We start from the raw sequence: 16,851 nt of genomic DNA on the forward strand, positions 1-16,851 counted from the left end.
GATCCAAGGACAAGAACTTGTACCGATTGCCGGAATGGACAAGAACATAGTCCGATTACCGATTAGATCTACATCTAAACATTGATCACATGCACTTAAACCTTCATGAAGTACCATAATACATGAAAATGTTCACAGTGTTATGGACAACTGACACGATGAGAGGTTAAACCCGTGCAGCTGGGTATTAAAAAGACGAAATATCGGACTGAAACTAGCTGCTGAGGACAAGAACTTGTACCGATTACCGTATTGGACAAGAACATGTTCCTATTGCCGATTAGTCGTGTATCTAATCGTCATCTTGCCCTTCAATTCATTATACTAACGGGCAGGTTAGTTCAATACTGGTGTAGAATATCTTTTTGATAGAACTCGATAACAAAGGGGAGAGCAAAGTTGAAGCGAATGCCTTTTGTGAACGTCCAACGGAGTACTATGACGAACGAATTTCTAAAATTGACGAGCAAATTTGTGAAATGTTGAAAATTCGGAAGCAGATCTCAAACAACAATCTTGGTTTCCCGCTGAACTTTTTAACTTTACGTTTACTGGTAAATGCTTTACATCCACTTTGGGAAGCTAATAAACGCTCATATTCATGGCTGAATAGAATCAATCGTACATCTTTGTTATGTACTAAATGACAATACAAACAATATAACATTCGTGCCAAATGATTGCCTATACCTACCATAGACTCGTGTGAGTGTACAGTAAAGTAAAGATAGTTTCCCGGAGTAAGGAGGTTCCCTTTTCACTATCAACAGGTTGTTTTTAAGGAAATACATAGTCATTTTTAAGACAGTACATGTTGAGCATGATTCAAGGACCCATTCTGCTGTAAACTATGCTGGAGGTCAGCAATAATCCCTTTACAAGATAGGGGTCGGAGCGTTAAAGTTAACGCAATTATGGACGGACAATAGATTATAAAAGATAAGATGAGCACCAAAGGAAGGGACGCCCATGATAAAAAAGTTGAGGTTTCAAAACAAATTGATGTTGAGTTACCTTCTGGCCTGCATCATTCCGCTATTAATTGTAAGCGTATTCATTTTTCATCAGTCAGCCAAAGGGCTGGAAGAATCCTCACAGGAATTTGCCTCCTTGTATACATCCCAGATCAAGTCCTCATTGAATGAATTTATCAAGGAATATGACAAGATTACGAAGTCAGTATTAGTGGAAAACGAATTGATCTACAGGCTCGGAGAAGGGTCAAACATACCCATGAACGATGAGGTTAATCAGCGGGTGGCCGTACAGCAGCTTCTTATGAGGGTGTCATTGCTCAAATCCGAAATTGGCACTGTAATGCTGATCAGCCGCGATAACAGCGTGTACCAATACACGACTACGACCAGCAGAGTTGATGAGAGCAGACTGTTATCCCAAGATTGGTACAATCAGCTCCGAAATTCGGATCAGACCTTTTTTATTAGCGGTCTGCACGATCGTTCCTATTACGAGGATAAGGGCGCAGGAGCCGTTGTGACGGTGGGAAGAGTACTGTTTAATTCGAAAGGAGCATACGCGGGCATGCTTCTAATCGATCTCGATCCCTTTACGCTGCTACAGCTTGAGCATGAGTTTCTGCAAGCTCGTGATAAATATGGCATTAGCGTGATTATAAGCAATGATCGTAGAGAGATTGTTTATCATTCCGAAGCCGCCAGTGGCCGCATCACATGGGAGCAGGTGCTCCATTCAGGATTCGATCTTACGGGAGACCGTGCAAATAAAGAGCGGATTACTTTATCGGAACACACGGCTCAAGGGGAATTATTCATCAAAACCGAGATTCCTCGCTCCAAATTGCTGCAGAAAATCAATCAGATGAAAGGGCTGACCATGATGGTGATCATGACAAGCTGCCTGATTATTTTTCTGATCTCGCTGTGGCTTAGTTATACAATTACAAGACCCATCAAGGCACTTCGAAGAAGCATGAAGCAGGCAGAGGTAGGTCAATATCTTCCCATAGCGAAAGAACAGACCAGTGATGAAATTGGAAGTCTGGTATACAGCTACAACAAAATGATAATCACGATCAAAACGTTAATAGAAGAGGTATACGTGGCAGAAATCAAGCAGCGGCAGGCCAAGTACCTCGCCCTTCAGCATCAGATTAACCCCCATATGCTTTACAATACCTTGGAATCCATTCGGATGAAGGCAATGGTAAAAGATGACGAGGATACGGCAGGGATGATTAAAATTCTGGCTCGAATGTTCCGGTTAACGCTTGGGAAAGAAGGAAGGCATCATTCGATTAAGCATGAACTGGAGTACACAGGCAACTATCTGCAGCTACAAAACATACGATTCGATGATATGTTCACATTGGCAGTCAACATGCCGGATGAAATGCTGGAGTGCAGCATCATTCCGTTGGTATTTCAGCCTATTGTGGAAAATAGCATCCATCATGGTTTTGCAGGCTACAGCCAGGCATTATGTATCAAAATCGAGGGAAGCTGGACGGAACACGGGGAGATACTGATCCGAATTTCAGACAATGGGACCGGAATGTCGCCGGAGAAATGGACAGAACTGAATTCGCTGCTGGAACAGGCGGCTTCAAACAGATACAGCCTTGAAAACCAAGATGACATTGGAGAGAACGGTCTGGGACTGACCAATATTGCAGAACGAATTAAGCTCCATTATGGAGATTCATATTACATTAAGGTGCTATCTGGTATCGAGAATGGCACGACCATCGAAATTCGGATTCCGGGCATAGTCAACCCTGAGCAGATAAGTTTCGATGCAAAAGAGGAAGGTGATAGAAATGAAACTGATTTTGGTAGATGATGAAAAAGGGATCTTGGAAGGACTTAAAAAGATGATAGATCGCTATATTCCGGAATGTGAAGTGGTCGGAACAGCTTACAATGGGTGTGAAGGCTTCGAGCTGATTCAAAAATGGCAGCCGGACATCGTTATTACCGATATTCGAATGCCACAGGCTGGTGGACTGGAAATGATCCAAATGCTCAAAGAGGTCGACATTCAGAGCAAATTCATTTTGCTAAGTGGATATGCGGACTTTGAATATGCCCGGAAAGGCATGCAGCTGGGTGTGAACTTTTACATCAATAAGCCGGTTGAGGAACAGGAACTGCGTGACTGTGTTTGTCAGGTCATGGATACAATTCGCTTAGAGCGAAGCAAAGTCCAGGAAATGCATGCACTAAAAATGGCATCATATCACCGCATGCAGGAAGATGGATTACGAGATATTCTGGATATGGGTAACGACCATACCGAAATTGCAGAGGAACTCCTAAGGATTGGATGCATGCCTGAGAAGGATGCACGATTCGCATGTATCTTGATTGAAATCCGCAGTAAGGCAGACGGTCTGAAAGAGCTCGGATTTGATCCTGTATTTAGGCAGATTGATCTGGTCTTCAGACAATACGGTAGTGTGTATCGTTTTCGCTATACGGGTGCACAAATTGCAGTAATCGTGATGCACGGTGGAGCTTTGGAGATCAGAGATATGGTTAGCACGGTACAGCGCCTTCATGAGGTTCTGTTCAGACAACTGGACGTCTCCAGCGTGATTGGCATCGGCAGCGTTCAGAATCAGCCTGGTGGTATTAGCCAATCCTTTGAAGAGGCGCGAAATGCCCTCAGCTATCAAGTGATCAAGGGCGCAGAGCCCGTCATTTCGTTTACCCAGATCATGAATCTGACAGGGAAAAGCGAGCTGGTTACAGAGCAGATGATCACGGACCTGGAGGCAGCCATCGACAACATGGATCAAAGGGAAAGCGTGGAAATGATCCATCGGATCTTTAGAAAAATAGAAGCTGAACCAGGTTTCAGTCCGGCAGATCTCCAGCTGCAATGCTTGAACATCCTTTTGCTTAGCATTCGGAAAGTATCTTTTCAGCAGCTTCAGCAGAACAGGTTGTTAAGTCGTCAGCTGTTATCTTTGGAAGGTATTTCACGGTTTAAGACGCTAGCGTCTCTGGAACAATGGATGGTGGAAGTAATTAGTGGAATCATTGGATTTTTGCTGGAACAACGTACTTCCAAGAAAAAGGATATGATCTCAGCGATCAAGGAATATGTCACAGACCATTATGATGAACCTATCAGCCTGGCCGAATTAGCTGCCCGCTTTTATATGAACCCGTATTACCTAAGCCAATATTTCAAACAAAAGACAGGTGAAACATATTTGAATTTTTTGACCCACATACGGATCAGCAAAGCGAAGGAATTGCTTGAACAGACAGATTTGAAGGTGTACGAAATCTGTCATAAGGTAGGCTATTCGGATGCGCAGCATTTTGCACGCATGTTCGAAAAATGGACCGGATTCAAGCCAAGGGATTATCGGAAAAGTCTTGCAAAACAATAATAATCAAGGATGCCACTTCATAACGAAGTGGCATTCTTTTTCTTAAAAATCACTTGTTTTAACTTAAAAATGCCTAATTGAGTGAGGGTTATTCTGGCTGTATAGTTATATTGTAAGCGGATTCATTAGAGAATACTGGGGGTGGATAAGTTGAAGGCTTTTGCGTTTCATCGAATGAAAGTGTATTGGCCGCTATACGTGATGGCTATTCCGGGTATTGTTTTTCTCATTGTGTTTAAATTTGTCCCGCTGGGCGGTGCAATCATTGCTTTCAAGGATTACTCGGTATTTCAAGGGTTCGGAGACAGTCCGTGGGTAGGACTCAAACATTTTAAAACCTTAATCGAACATCCCGATTTTGCGAGGGTATTTGGAAATACGCTAATGCTCGGATTTTTGAAACTTGTGTTGGTTTTTCCGGTGCCTGTATTACTGGCTCTGATGATTAACGAGATTCGTAAATCGGCGTTAAAAAAAGGAATTCAAACCGCACTATATATCCCACATTTTTTATCTTGGGTTATCGTGGGCGGAATCTTGTTTGATTTCTTTTCTTTAAGCGGATTGTTCAATATCGTTATTGGTTGGTTTGGTCTGGATCCTGTACTGGCCATGCAGGAGAGTGACTATTTCAGACCCATCTATGCCATCTCGTCCATCTGGAGAGACGCCGGGTGGGGAACTGTGGTGTATATGGCAGCAATTAGCGCGGTTGACCCGCAACTCTACGAATCAGCAATGATTGATGGTGCATCAAAACTAAGGCAGATCCGCCATATCACGTTCCCGCTGCTCTTACCAACCGTGCTTGTGCTTTTCCTGCTCGAAATCGGTAACTTCCTGGATCTCGGATTTGATCAGGTATTTAATATGCTCACCCCAATGACGTACAGTGTGGGAGATATTTTGGATACCTACGTGTTCCGGACCGGTATTCAGCAAGGGCAGTATAGTTTCGCGACAGCGGTCGGATTATTTCAGTCGGTAATTGGCTTTATCCTGGTATTTGTATTTAATAAACTGTCCAAAAAAGTGTCGGATGGGGGGCTTTGGTAAAAATGGTTGAAGCGAAAAGAGAGCGAGCATTTGTTACCGGGGTTACCATTTTTCTCATCCTGTTTTCCATTGCGGCCATTATTCCGCTACTGTCTGTGATTTCCACCTCATTCAGTTCCAAAAGCGTCGTGGACATGAACCTGGTGACACTGTGGCCAAAGGAATTTACGCTAGATTCATGGAAATACATCATTGATCGTCCGGATCTATGGAGGTCCTTCTTTCTGACAGTAGGTACGACCGTGATAGGAACGGTACTAGCTCTATTGATGACGGCCTTGTTCGCGTATCCACTGTCGAAGTCAGAGTTCCGATGGGGCTCCGTGATCATGGTATGCGTTGTGATTGCAATGATCTTCAAAGCGCCGATCGTTCCTTATTTCCTGACGGTCCGCAGTATTGGACTCTATGATAATCCACTGGTCCTGATCTTGCCCCATATTCTGAATCCATTTAATTTGATCATCATGAGAACCTTTTTCAAACAATTTCCCAAAGAGCTGGAGGAAGCAGCCTTTCTTGAAGGCTGTGGATATTTCCGAATGCTGTTCCATTTCGTTCTTCCCTTATCCAAAGCTGTAATGGCAACCCTCGCCTTATTTTATGGTGTGGTGTTATGGAATCAGTTTCAGCATCCGTTATTTTTTCTACAGGATACCAACTGGTTTCCGCTGCAGATCAAGATTAGGCAGTTTATTACCGACGATAGCGTTATGATGGCAGGCGCAGCCTCAACGGTGGACCTGAATTACAATGAGCGGACATTGAGAGCAGCAACCGTCATTTTTGCGATCATTCCGATCATCATTGTGTATCCCTTCCTGCAAAAGTATTTTGTCAAAGGAGCCATGCTTGGCTCTGTGAAGGGCTGATCTCGTTTTATCAATGAACAGATGAATCTACAAGAATAACAGGGATTGAAAGGGGATTAGCTATGATTCTGAAAAAGTTGGGTTTAATGATGGCTGCAGGTGTTCTGGCGATAAGCACAATAACCGGCTGTAATTCAAGCTCTACGGGTGATTCTTCCGCTGCTGGCCAGACTTCGGCCAATGAGGATGGAACAGTCGATATCGAAGTATGGGGAACGAACATCGGTTATAAACCGATTACCAAGGGCAGTCAGTTGTATGAGTTTTATAAGGAAAAACTAGGCGTGGGCGTGATTCATCCTTATGTTGAATGGAACGGAGGCACCAACTATCTAAACCAGTTGAACCTGAAAATCGCTGCCAATGAAATGCCTGACTTGTTCATACCTCAGCAGGGCATTGAAGACAGTTTGGCTAAAAATGGTGCCATTGCCGACCTGACTGACCTGCTGCCTAAATATGCGCCAAATGTATGGGAAGCCATTCCGCAGGAGATGTGGGATGTTGTCAAAGCCAACGATCCTACAGGTCAGGGAAGAATCTACTACATTCCTGGGGTTGTGGAATACGGAAGATACGCGGGCATGATCCGTCAGGATTGGCTCGATCAACTGGGTCTGACGATGCCGAAGACGCAGGAGGAATATGTTAAGGTGCTCGAAGCATTTCGGGATAAGGATCCTAACGGCAACGGCCAGAAGGATGAGCTTCCTACCGGGGGGAGGGAGCAGGCCCGGTGGATGGACCATCTGTTTGCCATGTACGGGGTAGCGATGTTCGAAGGCTATCCGGAGTGGGATATATACGACGGCGAGCTGACTTACTCCGCCGTGACTCCGAATATGAGGGCAGCTCTGGAATTCGCATCTAAGCTGTATAAGGAAGGTTTAATCGACAAGGAATCACTTCTGAACACGAAGGATAAGTGGGATGGCAAAATTCAATCTGACAAGGTAGGGAACTATTTTCACTGGGTCGAGCATGGCAATTTGATTTTGGAAAACCTGGAGAAGAACACAGGCGTAAAGGCTAACTTTACCGTACTCCCTGTACCGGAAGTTGAAGGATACGAAGGTTTCTACACAATGAAGAGATTTGCACCTCCGCAGTGGGTCATCAAGAACAATAAGGATGAGAACAAGCTGATGGCTACCCTGAAGCTGCTGAACAATATGTATGACAAAAAGAACTGGAAGGATCTGTTCCTGGGCGTGGAAGGCATGCACTATGAGATGAAAGACGGCAAAGCCGTTAAACTTCCCGATGACAAGAGCAGTCAGGAAAATCAACTTTTGAATCCATATTCGACTTTGGCGACACTTGATTTTACGATAGACCTCTTTAACAGTACGTCATCAGAAGATGGTCAATGGGCGATCGACCAGGTGACCCGTAATATGCAGGAAGCCCAGAAATACGCGAAAGTCATTGCCGGTGATGGTATGCCAGCCAGCGTGTATGACAGCTTCCCGGACATAAATAATCGAACGCTATACGTGGAATACGCCACGAAAATCATTCTGGGACAGTACCCAATCAGCAAGTTTGATGAGTTTGTAGATAAATGGAATGCATCGGGCGGGGAAGAGGTGACCAAGCGCGCAAGAGAGTGGTATGCCAAGGTACAGAAATAATGGATTAACGAAGATATTCGCCCGCATTTTGTTGAAAGCGGGCGAATTTTAATAGGGATCTGACGTGCAGGGTACGAATCTACGGATTGAAATAGAAGCCAGACCAGGAGGAAATCATGACAAATCGGTTGATGGAAGTACTCAAGGGTGAGGAACATAATTATATCCTCCCATTTTTGTGGCAGCATGGGGAGGAGGAGCAGGTGATCCGGGAAGAGATGGCCCGTGTGGATGAGGCAGGCATCGGTGCTGTGTGTGTTGAAGCTCGTCCGCATCCTGATTTTCTGGGACCGAAATGGTGGACAGACATGGACATTATTATGGATGAAGCCCGTAAGCGCGGGATGAAGGTATGGTTGCTGGATGATGATCATTTTCCTACGGGGCATGCGGCAGGCAAAATAAAGGAAGCTCCGGAAGAGCTTCACCGCTTGTTTCTGGGTGAGCGCTATATTGATACCCTGGGTCCTGCTAAAGGTGCCTCTTTTTTGCTGGATACACTGCTGATGACAGGGCTTCGGCCCACCATATCGGATCGTCAACATGCAAAAGGGAAAAACCAACTGGTTTCCGCTATTGCAGTCCGCCGTGATCCGTCCAATGGAACATTACTGAGCGACTGCGTCGATATCACTAAACATGTACAAAACGGTATTCTGTATTGGGACATCCCCGAAGGATACTGGCGCATATTTATAATTTCTGCCAATAAGGAGGGTGGCAGCAAGGCGCAGGAAGATTATCTCAACCCACTGGACCGGGCTTCGGTTGATATTCTGATCAATACGGTTTATGAGAGGGTCTATGAACGATATCAGGCAGATTTCGGTAAAACCTTTGCTGGCTTCTTTTCGGACGAACCTGGGTTCTATAATGATCCGATCACCTTCGACTTCAATTCAAGAGCCGGCAAGCCAGGGGTGTCGCTTCCCTGGAGCCTTGAAATGCCTGCTTTGCTGGAGCAGGCCCTCGGTGAGGACTATCGTAAGGATCTTTATCTTCTCTGGCAGAATGGGGGAGAGCGATCTGATACTGTGCGGTACACTTATATGAATATCGTTAGTAAGCTCTACGCAGACAACTTCTGCAATCAAATCGGGGATTGGTGCCGAGCTCGCGGAGTTGAGTATATCGGACATGTTCTTGAAGACAACAATGTTCATGCAAGGCTTGGTCCCGGTGCAGGTCACTTCTTCCGCTCACTCTGGGGACAGGATATGTCGGGCCTTGATGTGGTGTTATGGCAGATCGTGCCCGGCTTTGACCAATTGAGTTTCCGTACCACGTCAGGGGAGACGGACAGTCTGTTTTTCCACTATGGCCTGGCGAAGCTGGCCGTATCGCTCGGACACATGGATCCGAAAAAACAAGGCCGGACGATGTGTGAATTATATGGAGCCTATGGCTGGACAGAAGGCTTGAAGCTGATGAAGTGGCTAACTGACCATATGCTGGTGCGCGGAGTAAATTACTTCGTCCCGCATGCTTTTACACAGAAACCCTTCCTCGATCCGGATTGCCCACCGCATATGTATGCAGGTGGTATGAATCCGCAGTATCGATATTACAAACATCTAAATCAATATATGAACCGAATTAGCCACCTGATTTCAGGTGGAAGGCACGTGGCAACTGCAGGCGTTGTGTATCATGCTGAAGCCGAGTGGTCAGGGGAAGCCATGTATTTTCAAGAGCCCGTCAAAGAATTGATGCAGCATCAGATTGACTGCGATATTCTTCCGATCGACGTTCTTCTGGACGGAGTGAGTGTGATGGATGGCAGACTGCATGTGCATCTGGAAGATTATGCATGCCTGATCCTGCCTTATGCGGATGCGCTTCCTGCCGCAATGCTGCAGCGTTTGGTTCAGTTTGCGGAACAGGGTCTGGCCATTTATTTTGTTGGCGGACTGCCCACGCGTTCCAGCGAAGGCATTGAAGTTGCTAGTGAGCTATCATGTCTTGCGAATCATAGGAACGTTAAGAAGGTAGCGCTGAACAAGTTGTCTCAGGATCTGAAGAGCAATGGGTATTTCAATATTCAAGTACATTCGCATGAATCTTATCTGCGGCATTACCACTATGTTCATCCTGATTTGGATGTGTTTATGTTCTTCAATGAGAGTCCGCATGACACGATACGTACAGAGGTTGTTTTACCTGTACAAGGCAAGATCTATGCCTATGATGCTTTCCGGAATCGCTTGAGCCACTTGGCTGCGTCAGACACTCATCCGAAGTCGGTCCCGCTGACCCTGAATCCTTATGAATCCATCATTCTGCTTCATGGAGATCACTTGGATAGTCATGCGGTAGGTCCAGTGGATATGGCGTTCAACCAGACCAGTGATCTACAAGCCAAGTGGACGGTGTCAACGGCGGACGCTGAACAGTATCCTCATTTTGTGGAGTGGGGCCAATTAAGTACGTTAACCAATATGAGCTCGCCTGATTATCTGCCGCATTTTTCCGGAACGTTTCGTTATGCAGCACAATTTGAATGGAACGAATCCGTTAACCAAGTGATTTTAGATCTGGGCGAAGTGTTCGAAACGGCAGAAGTATGGTTAAACGGTGAGAATATAGGCGTGCGGATCTGTCCGCCTTATCGATTCGAAATCCATGGGGAGCTCAAGAAAGGGGGGAACAAATTAATTATTGAGGTTACAAATACGTTGGTAAAAGATCAGCGAGATTTCTTGTCCTCATTTGCCCAACAGGAACCAAGTGGACTTATTGGACCTGTTCAGTTTCATAGGCCTGATGTTTCCTAGAGCGGTCGGAACGTCTGTTGTAATCTAAAACCACACCATATCAAGATCCACAGACACAGATGTTTAATATTTTCGCTGAAGGCAATGAGGTAGCGAAGGACATTAAAGGGATGATACCAAGTAAGATAGAGGTAGACTTCAAATAGAAAACAATGCCCGAAATATGATAGAGTCGAAAACGCATTAATGGGTGGTTGGCTCTATGTCTGTACGACTAGTTTTTGACATACGTTTATTAGCAGCCTTTCAGTTATTGTCGAGGAAATGACGCTGGAGGACATTACCCGCGTATTCAACGTAAACATGTTTGGATTATTTTTATGTACCCAGGCAGTGCTGGATCAGATGAAAAAATAAGAATATGGGCGGATCATTAGCTTGTCATCCGTATCAGCGAAACGTGGTGGTGGCGTCTTCGGTGGAGCCCACTACTCAGCTTCGAAAGCTGCCGTGCTTGGATTCTCCAAGAACCTTGCACGAGAAGTGGCTGCAAACGGCATAACTGTAAACTGTATCGCACCAGGATTGGTGAAAACAGACATCTGGAAATCGCTCGACCAGGACACAGCCAACGGTGTAATTTCGGTATTCCAATGGGACGTCCGAGAGAAACTGAAGAAATAGCGTCAGCTATCGCTTTCCTGGCCTCAAAAGAGGCATCTTATATTACTGGAGAGGAAATCGACAATAACGGTGGCTCCCATATGGATTGATGTAAAACAATATTCCTCATTGAGGCTAAAATAACCACGCAGAATAGCGTGGTTATTTACAATTTATATTTGTTCTTTTATTAGTATGCATAATGAACGAGGATCACCCTGAGATGGCACTGGTTTCTCAGTAGAAAAGGTCCTCACACGAAGATATTCTCCTAAGTTCAAGGAGAATTCCTCTTGAACTGTTACTAATTTTAAAATTGATGAGATCCGGGTCGGGGCCAAGAAGCACAATAGTAAAATTAGAAGAATTATATTGTGAGTTCTTGAAAAATTAGTCACTCGAGTTAGTGAAAATTTCTTCAGTGAATAGTTTGAAATAGCAGGAGGGGATTTGAAGAAGTCTGTGTTTCCTCCTTGGAAAGAAATCATTTAAATGAGAGATCGAGCATTAAGTTCGAGAGGTGTTTCAGTTAATATCAGGTGTGGAGTATTCTTAAAGGATAATTCAAAGGTTTCAGCTCTTCCGGTGGTAACATCAAATGGTTCAATGGAGAACGAATCTTCATTTTTACTAAATCACATCGAACGCGGCTATCGAGCAGCGCTCTTCTTTTGTCCAAAAATTTATCTCTAATTCAACTATAGATTTATAATCGAGTCACGCATTCAAATCAATACAATACAGAGCAAGAAAGTATAAAAAGAAGGGAACTGAACATGGTTTAAGCAAGAAATTTACATCTGATTGAACTATAATGGGCGTGTTTACAATACATTTGCTGAAGGAGAGCTGACATTGAGGAAATTTCAAAACCCCGTACTCCCCGGATTTTACCCTGACCCATCAGCCATAAGAGTGGGAGAGGATTATTATCTGGTAACTTCAAGCTTTGAGTATTTCCCTGGCGTGCCCTTGTTTCATAGTAAGGATTTGGTTAACTGGCGTCAGCTAGGCCATATCCTAGATCGGCCTTCTCAATTGAATCTCGATCATATTGCTCCATCTATGGGAATCTGGGCACCTACGATCCGCTATCATAATGGGATCTTTTATATGATTACAACCTACGTTGATAATGAGAAACAACAGCATAATTTCTATGTTACGGCTACCGATCCTGCCGGAGACTGGTCAGACCCTGTTTGGCTAGAAGATGCTCCCGGTATTGATCCATCTCTGTTCTTCGATGATGGCCGCGTATATTATACAGGCAACCGAGTTCCTCCAGGAGGGCAGGAATATCCCAAGCACATGGACATCTGGTTGCAGGAAATCGATCTGAGTCAAGGTAGATTGGTTGGAGAGAAGTGTAGTATCTGGCAAGGAGCACTTAAGGTTGCCCATGCACAGGAAGGTGCTCATCTATACAAAATTGGCGAATGGTACTATGTGACTGTCGCAGAAGGAGGAACTGGCCACACCCATGCAGTTACCATAGCAAGGAGCAGGAACGTCAAGGGTCCTTATGAGGCTCACAAAGCTAATCCCATTTTAACTCACAGGCATCTTGGAAGAAAGTTTCCAATTGTCAACGTGGGCCACGGGGAACTGGTGGAGACTCAACATGGCGAGTGGTGGATGTTTTGCCTTGCTTCCCGCACTGCGGGAGGTTATTTCCGCAATCTTGGTCGTGAGACGTTTCTTGCTCCTGTAATTTGGGAAAATGAGTGGCCAGTAGTTAGTCCTGGCAAAGGAATGTTGGAGTTTGAGACGGTTGCCCCGAACCTACAAGAACATACGTGGGAGATCTCCTCTGTGAGAGAGGATTTTGATGTCGCAGAACTAGCTCCCGTTTGGAATTTCCTTCGTACACCCCGTGGAGAGTTCTGGAGTCTAACTGAACATCCAGGATATCTACGTTTGAAACTGAAGCCGGAACAGTTAACTGAGCAAGGGAACCCCGCTTTTATTGGACGACGCCAACAGCATTTAAGTTTTATCGCTGCAGTAAGTCTTATATTTGAACCCCAAGCGGATGGTGAAGTGGCTGGCTTAGTGCTGCTGCATAACGCGAACTTTCATTTCCGCTTTGTCTTATCACGTGAAGGAGACAGGTACATTCTTCGCCTAATCGAGCGTTTCAAGGGAGAAGAAAAAGAGCTTGGTTCTGACCTATGTGATGGAGGCAGAGTTCAGCTGAAAGTGGAAGCCCGCCATCAGGATTATAGCTTCTACTTTAGAACAGAAGAGGCAGATGAGTGGAAGACACTCTGCATGAATGTCGATGGAAGGCTGTTAAGCACTGATCTGGCCGGAGGTTTTACAGGAACATACATCGGCCTGTACGCCAGCTCTCAGGGAGCTCCTAGTACAACGTTTGCTGACTTTGATTGGTTTGATTATGAAGGTTTAAATTAGAGTTCTTTATTGGAATGAAACAGGCTTTCCCTCTGACTAAATTTGATTTCTTTTCGATAGTGTGAAGGGTTGTAACCTGTTACCCTCTTGAAGGTTTTGTTAAAGTGGGACAGATGCTCAAACCCGACATGTGAGGCAATGTCCTGGATTTTGCTATTGGATTGGGTAATGAGTCGCTTGGCCTGTTGAATTCGAATGTGCACGACATACTCCCGAAAATGAAAGCCTGTCAGTCTGTAGAATATGCGGCTCAAGTAGGAAGAGCTGATGAAGAATTGTCTAGCTGTTTCTTCCAATGTCAGTGGCTTCTCATAATGTTCGCGAATATAAGTAGCGACATCGGTAACGAGGTTGTGCAGTGGGTGCTTCGTGCAGTCGCTCTGAGAGAGAGGTTCTGTACGTTGAAGGAGAATCATTAATTCAGCAAATAAAGTTAGAACGCTTGTTTCGTAAAACGGCCGACATTCCTGACATTCCTCAACCATACGTATCAGAAGGTTTTCTGCTTCGTTCTGCTCGCGTAGCATCAGTCGAAAAAGGTGAAAGCCGTGCTTGTTAAACCATTGCGTATCATCCTGAAGCGGGGTGGGCAGAAGTGCTGGATTATAATTAATTAGAATTCGTTCAAATTCAGCAATTTCGGAGCTTGCGGTCGCATGCATCTCATCGGATTGGATAAGAATAATCTCTCCTTTTTGAAGCGTGACCACTTGACTATCTACAAAATAAATACGTTCACCTTCTTTAAGATAATACAGTTCAACGAAAGGATGACTGTGAGCCCGGGGCATAGCTGTGATGCCTGCACGTTTCATGTGTTGGATACTGAATTGCTCGTTTGCCACATGGTATTTCGATTGGGAAACGCTTACACTTTTCATGGCCGCTCCTTATCACTCTGTAGTTATCACCATTATAGTTTATTTCCAAAGTAGGTTGAAAGGGGAAACGTATGTTGATTACTGTATCTGCTGGACAAAACGGAGATTATACCAGTCTCCAGGATGCTGTGAATTCGATCTCTCAGGGGCATCAATCGGAGGTTACGATTCGAATCAAACCAGGGCTCTATCAAGAGAAAGTAACCATCCCATCTGATGCTCCGCCCATTCTATTGCTCGGCGAAGATTCAGACACCACAATTATAAGCTGGTCAGATAATGCACATACACTGGATGCAGAGGGAAAACCACTCGGAACATTTCGCTCAGGGACCATAAATATATTTGCGAAGCAGTTTACAGCCGAGAATATAACGATCCAAAATGCCTCTGGACCCGGGACGGGGCAGGCTGTAGCCGCTTTTGTTGATGGAGACCATGCCGTCTTTCGCAGAGTGCGTTTTCTCGGCGATCAGGATACGTTATATACAGGCCCAGGTAAGCAGTATTATAACGATTGTTATATTGAGGGGGATGTAGACTATATTTTTGGTCCGGCAACGGCGCTCTTTGATCACTGCCAACTTCATAACAAAAGATCAAGAGGGTACATAACGGCAGCATCTACACCGGAAGGTACACCATTCGGATATGTCTTTTTGGATTGCCGAATTACAAGTGGTGAAGGGGTTCACGATGTGTATCTTGGGCGTCCTTGGCGTCCATATGGGCATGTTGCTTTTCTGCGAACAGTTATGGATGGTTCCATTACAGGCGAGGGCTGGCATAATTGGGGGGAGCCTGATAGAGAGAAAACTTGTCGTTATGAGGAATACGAGAGTCGTGGCGCAGGTGCCAATCCGTCGGAAAGAGTTTCTTGGTCGCGGCAACTGACATCAGCGGAGACGATGAAGTATCAGATTATAAATATTTTGGACGGATGGCATCCCGAAGGTTACTGATCAGCGTTACCCTTACTATTGAAACGACAGGAGGTCACGGAGATGACGAAGATAGAGGCCAAAATTGCAAGCAACGCCCGAAAAATTGCGGATACCGTTATAGGACAGTGTAATGATAAGGGAGAGCATGAGTACGTTTTGAAACGTTGGGCTTATGTACCCGGGATGCTGTTGATGGCGATGATGCGCACTGGAAAATGGTTTAACGAACCTGCTTATACGGCGTTTGTACGGCGTCACATGGACACCTTTATTCAGAAGGGCGGCTCCATTCAGACCTACTCACTGGAGGAGTACAATCTGGATCAGATTAATCAGGGGAAGAATCTGTTCTGGTTGCTCCAAGAAACAGGAGATGATCGGTATGCTGAGGCCGCTCATCTGCTCGCCGCACAGCTTATTAGTCAACCTCGAACCTCTGAAGGTGGATTCTGGCACAAAAAGGTATATCCGTTTCAAATGTGGCTGGATGGTCTGTATATGTCTTCACCCTTTTTGGCAGAATATGCCAAGGTATTTGCACGTCCCGAATTACTGGACGAGGTGGCTCATCAGTTATTGCTGATTGAGCGTAAAACTCGCGATCCTCGGACCGGTCTGCTCTACCACGGCTGGGATGAATCCCGTGAACAGGAATGGGCAGATAGCCGCACGGGCTTGTCATCGCAATTCTGGAGTCGGGCAGTAGGCTGGTATATGATGTCACTTGTAGACTGCCTTGAACATTTCCCGATAACGCATCCGAAGCGTGGAACCATTATTGGTATTTTCCATAGGTTGTGCCTTGCCCTGCTTCAGGTACAGGATAAAGAAACAGGACTGTGGTATCAGGTACTCGATCAAGCCGGCCGGAAGGGTAATTACTTAGAGGCGTCCGGTTCATGCATGTTTGTTTATGCCTTGGCAAAAGGACTGGGGCGTGGTTATTTGGAAGCGGGATTTGAAAATGCGATGCTTAGAGGATATAAGGGTATCGAAGAACATCTCACGGAAGAAGATGTACATGGTATACATCTGAAACAAATATGCCATGGAGCAGGATTAAGCCAAGATCGAAATGGTTCCTACGACTATTATATTTCGGAGGAAATCGTTGAAGATGCTCCAATGGGGATGGCCCCCTATCTGCTTGCTTCCCTGGAAGTGGAACGTTATGTTAACAGAAGTAAAACATGATGCTAGAGCAAAACATAGTTTACTTTTTAAAAATCATTAATCATGACGTCTATCTAAAAAAGAGGCCTTCCCAATTTGGAGAGGCCTCTTTGTC

10 protein-coding genes and 1 pseudogene are annotated in these 16,851 nt (G+C 45.1%); 10 read left to right on the forward strand and 1 reads right to left on the reverse strand.

Annotation, left to right across the window (positions count from 1 at the left end):
• The first annotated feature begins 1,002 nt into the window (after positions 1-1,002).
• The 8 genes and pseudogenes from PAHA3_RS10685 (at position 1,003) to PAHA3_RS10720 (ending at position 13,738) form a co-directional block, all read left to right on the forward strand.
• On the forward strand, positions 1,003-2,820 hold the full coding sequence (locus PAHA3_RS10685; RefSeq protein ID WP_235599417.1) for a cache domain-containing sensor histidine kinase: 1,818 nt from the start codon (positions 1,003-1,005) through the stop codon (positions 2,818-2,820).
• Positions 2,798-4,381, forward strand: coding sequence for a helix-turn-helix domain-containing protein (locus PAHA3_RS10690; RefSeq protein ID WP_062834720.1), 1,584 nt, complete (start codon positions 2,798-2,800; stop codon positions 4,379-4,381). Before PAHA3_RS10685 ends, PAHA3_RS10690 begins: the two co-directional genes overlap by 23 nt.
• Positions 4,382-4,531: 150 nt before the next feature.
• Entirely contained in the window at positions 4,532-5,437 is a 906-nt protein-coding gene (locus PAHA3_RS10695; protein WP_062834721.1) for an ABC transporter permease, read from the forward strand.
• Positions 5,438-5,439: 2 nt separating this feature from the next.
• Positions 5,440-6,309, forward strand: a complete 870-nt coding sequence (locus PAHA3_RS10700) for a carbohydrate ABC transporter permease (protein WP_062834722.1) — start codon at positions 5,440-5,442, stop codon at positions 6,307-6,309.
• Between the two features lie 62 nt (positions 6,310-6,371).
• Positions 6,372-7,943, forward strand: coding sequence for a hypothetical protein (locus PAHA3_RS10705; RefSeq protein WP_062834723.1), 1,572 nt, complete (start codon positions 6,372-6,374; stop codon positions 7,941-7,943).
• 116 nt (positions 7,944-8,059) lie between these two features.
• Entirely contained in the window at positions 8,060-10,717 is a 2,658-nt protein-coding gene (locus tag PAHA3_RS10710; RefSeq protein WP_062834724.1) for a glycosylhydrolase-like jelly roll fold domain-containing protein, read from the forward strand.
• A 255-nt stretch (positions 10,718-10,972) separates the two neighbouring features.
• Positions 10,973-11,430: pseudogene (locus PAHA3_RS10715) on the forward strand (SDR family NAD(P)-dependent oxidoreductase); the annotation flags it as partial.
• Between the two features lie 745 nt (positions 11,431-12,175).
• On the forward strand, positions 12,176-13,738 hold the full coding sequence (locus PAHA3_RS10720) for a glycoside hydrolase family 43 protein (protein ID WP_062834725.1): 1,563 nt from the start codon (positions 12,176-12,178) through the stop codon (positions 13,736-13,738).
• Here PAHA3_RS10720 and PAHA3_RS10725 read toward each other — a convergent pair.
• Positions 13,735-14,619, reverse strand: coding sequence for a helix-turn-helix transcriptional regulator (locus PAHA3_RS10725; protein WP_062834726.1), 885 nt, complete (start codon positions 14,617-14,619; stop codon positions 13,735-13,737). The genes PAHA3_RS10720 and PAHA3_RS10725 overlap by 4 nt on opposite strands.
• Positions 14,620-14,690: 71 nt before the next feature.
• On the opposite strand from PAHA3_RS10725, the gene PAHA3_RS10730 reads away from it, so the two are divergent.
• Together PAHA3_RS10730 and PAHA3_RS10735 are read left to right on the forward strand one after the other, a co-directional pair.
• The gene (locus PAHA3_RS10730; protein ID WP_062834727.1) at positions 14,691-15,581 is read left to right on the forward strand and encodes a pectinesterase family protein; all 891 of its coding nucleotides are present in this window, start codon (positions 14,691-14,693) and stop codon (positions 15,579-15,581) included.
• Between the two features lie 42 nt (positions 15,582-15,623).
• A complete protein-coding gene (locus PAHA3_RS10735) occupies positions 15,624-16,757 on the forward strand; it encodes a glycoside hydrolase family 88/105 protein (protein WP_062834728.1) in 1,134 nt (377 codons plus the stop codon).
• Positions 16,758-16,851: the final 94 nt, after the last annotated feature.

The sequence above is a fragment of the Paenibacillus amylolyticus genome, from assembly GCF_001570725.1.
GTDB lineage: Bacteria > Bacillota > Bacilli > Paenibacillales > Paenibacillaceae > Paenibacillus > Paenibacillus amylolyticus_A.

Excerpts from the sequence above, each read along its gene's own strand:
- PAHA3_RS10725 (WP_062834726.1), bottom strand. The coding sequence starts at position 14,619 with ATGAAAAGTGTAAGCGTTTCCCAATCGAAATACCATGTGGCAAACGAG.
- PAHA3_RS10690 (WP_062834720.1), top strand. The coding sequence starts at position 2,798 with ATGAAACTGATTTTGGTAGATGATGAAAAAGGGATCTTGGAAGGACTT.
- PAHA3_RS10730 (WP_062834727.1), top strand. The coding sequence starts at position 14,691 with ATGTTGATTACTGTATCTGCTGGACAAAACGGAGATTATACCAGTCTC.
- PAHA3_RS10685 (WP_235599417.1), top strand. The coding sequence starts at position 1,003 with ATGTTGAGTTACCTTCTGGCCTGCATCATTCCGCTATTAATTGTAAGC.
- PAHA3_RS10705 (WP_062834723.1), top strand. The coding sequence starts at position 6,372 with ATGATTCTGAAAAAGTTGGGTTTAATGATGGCTGCAGGTGTTCTGGCG.
- PAHA3_RS10735 (WP_062834728.1), top strand. The coding sequence starts at position 15,624 with ATGACGAAGATAGAGGCCAAAATTGCAAGCAACGCCCGAAAAATTGCG.
- PAHA3_RS10710 (WP_062834724.1), top strand. The coding sequence starts at position 8,060 with ATGACAAATCGGTTGATGGAAGTACTCAAGGGTGAGGAACATAATTAT.
- PAHA3_RS10700 (WP_062834722.1), top strand. The coding sequence starts at position 5,440 with ATGGTTGAAGCGAAAAGAGAGCGAGCATTTGTTACCGGGGTTACCATT.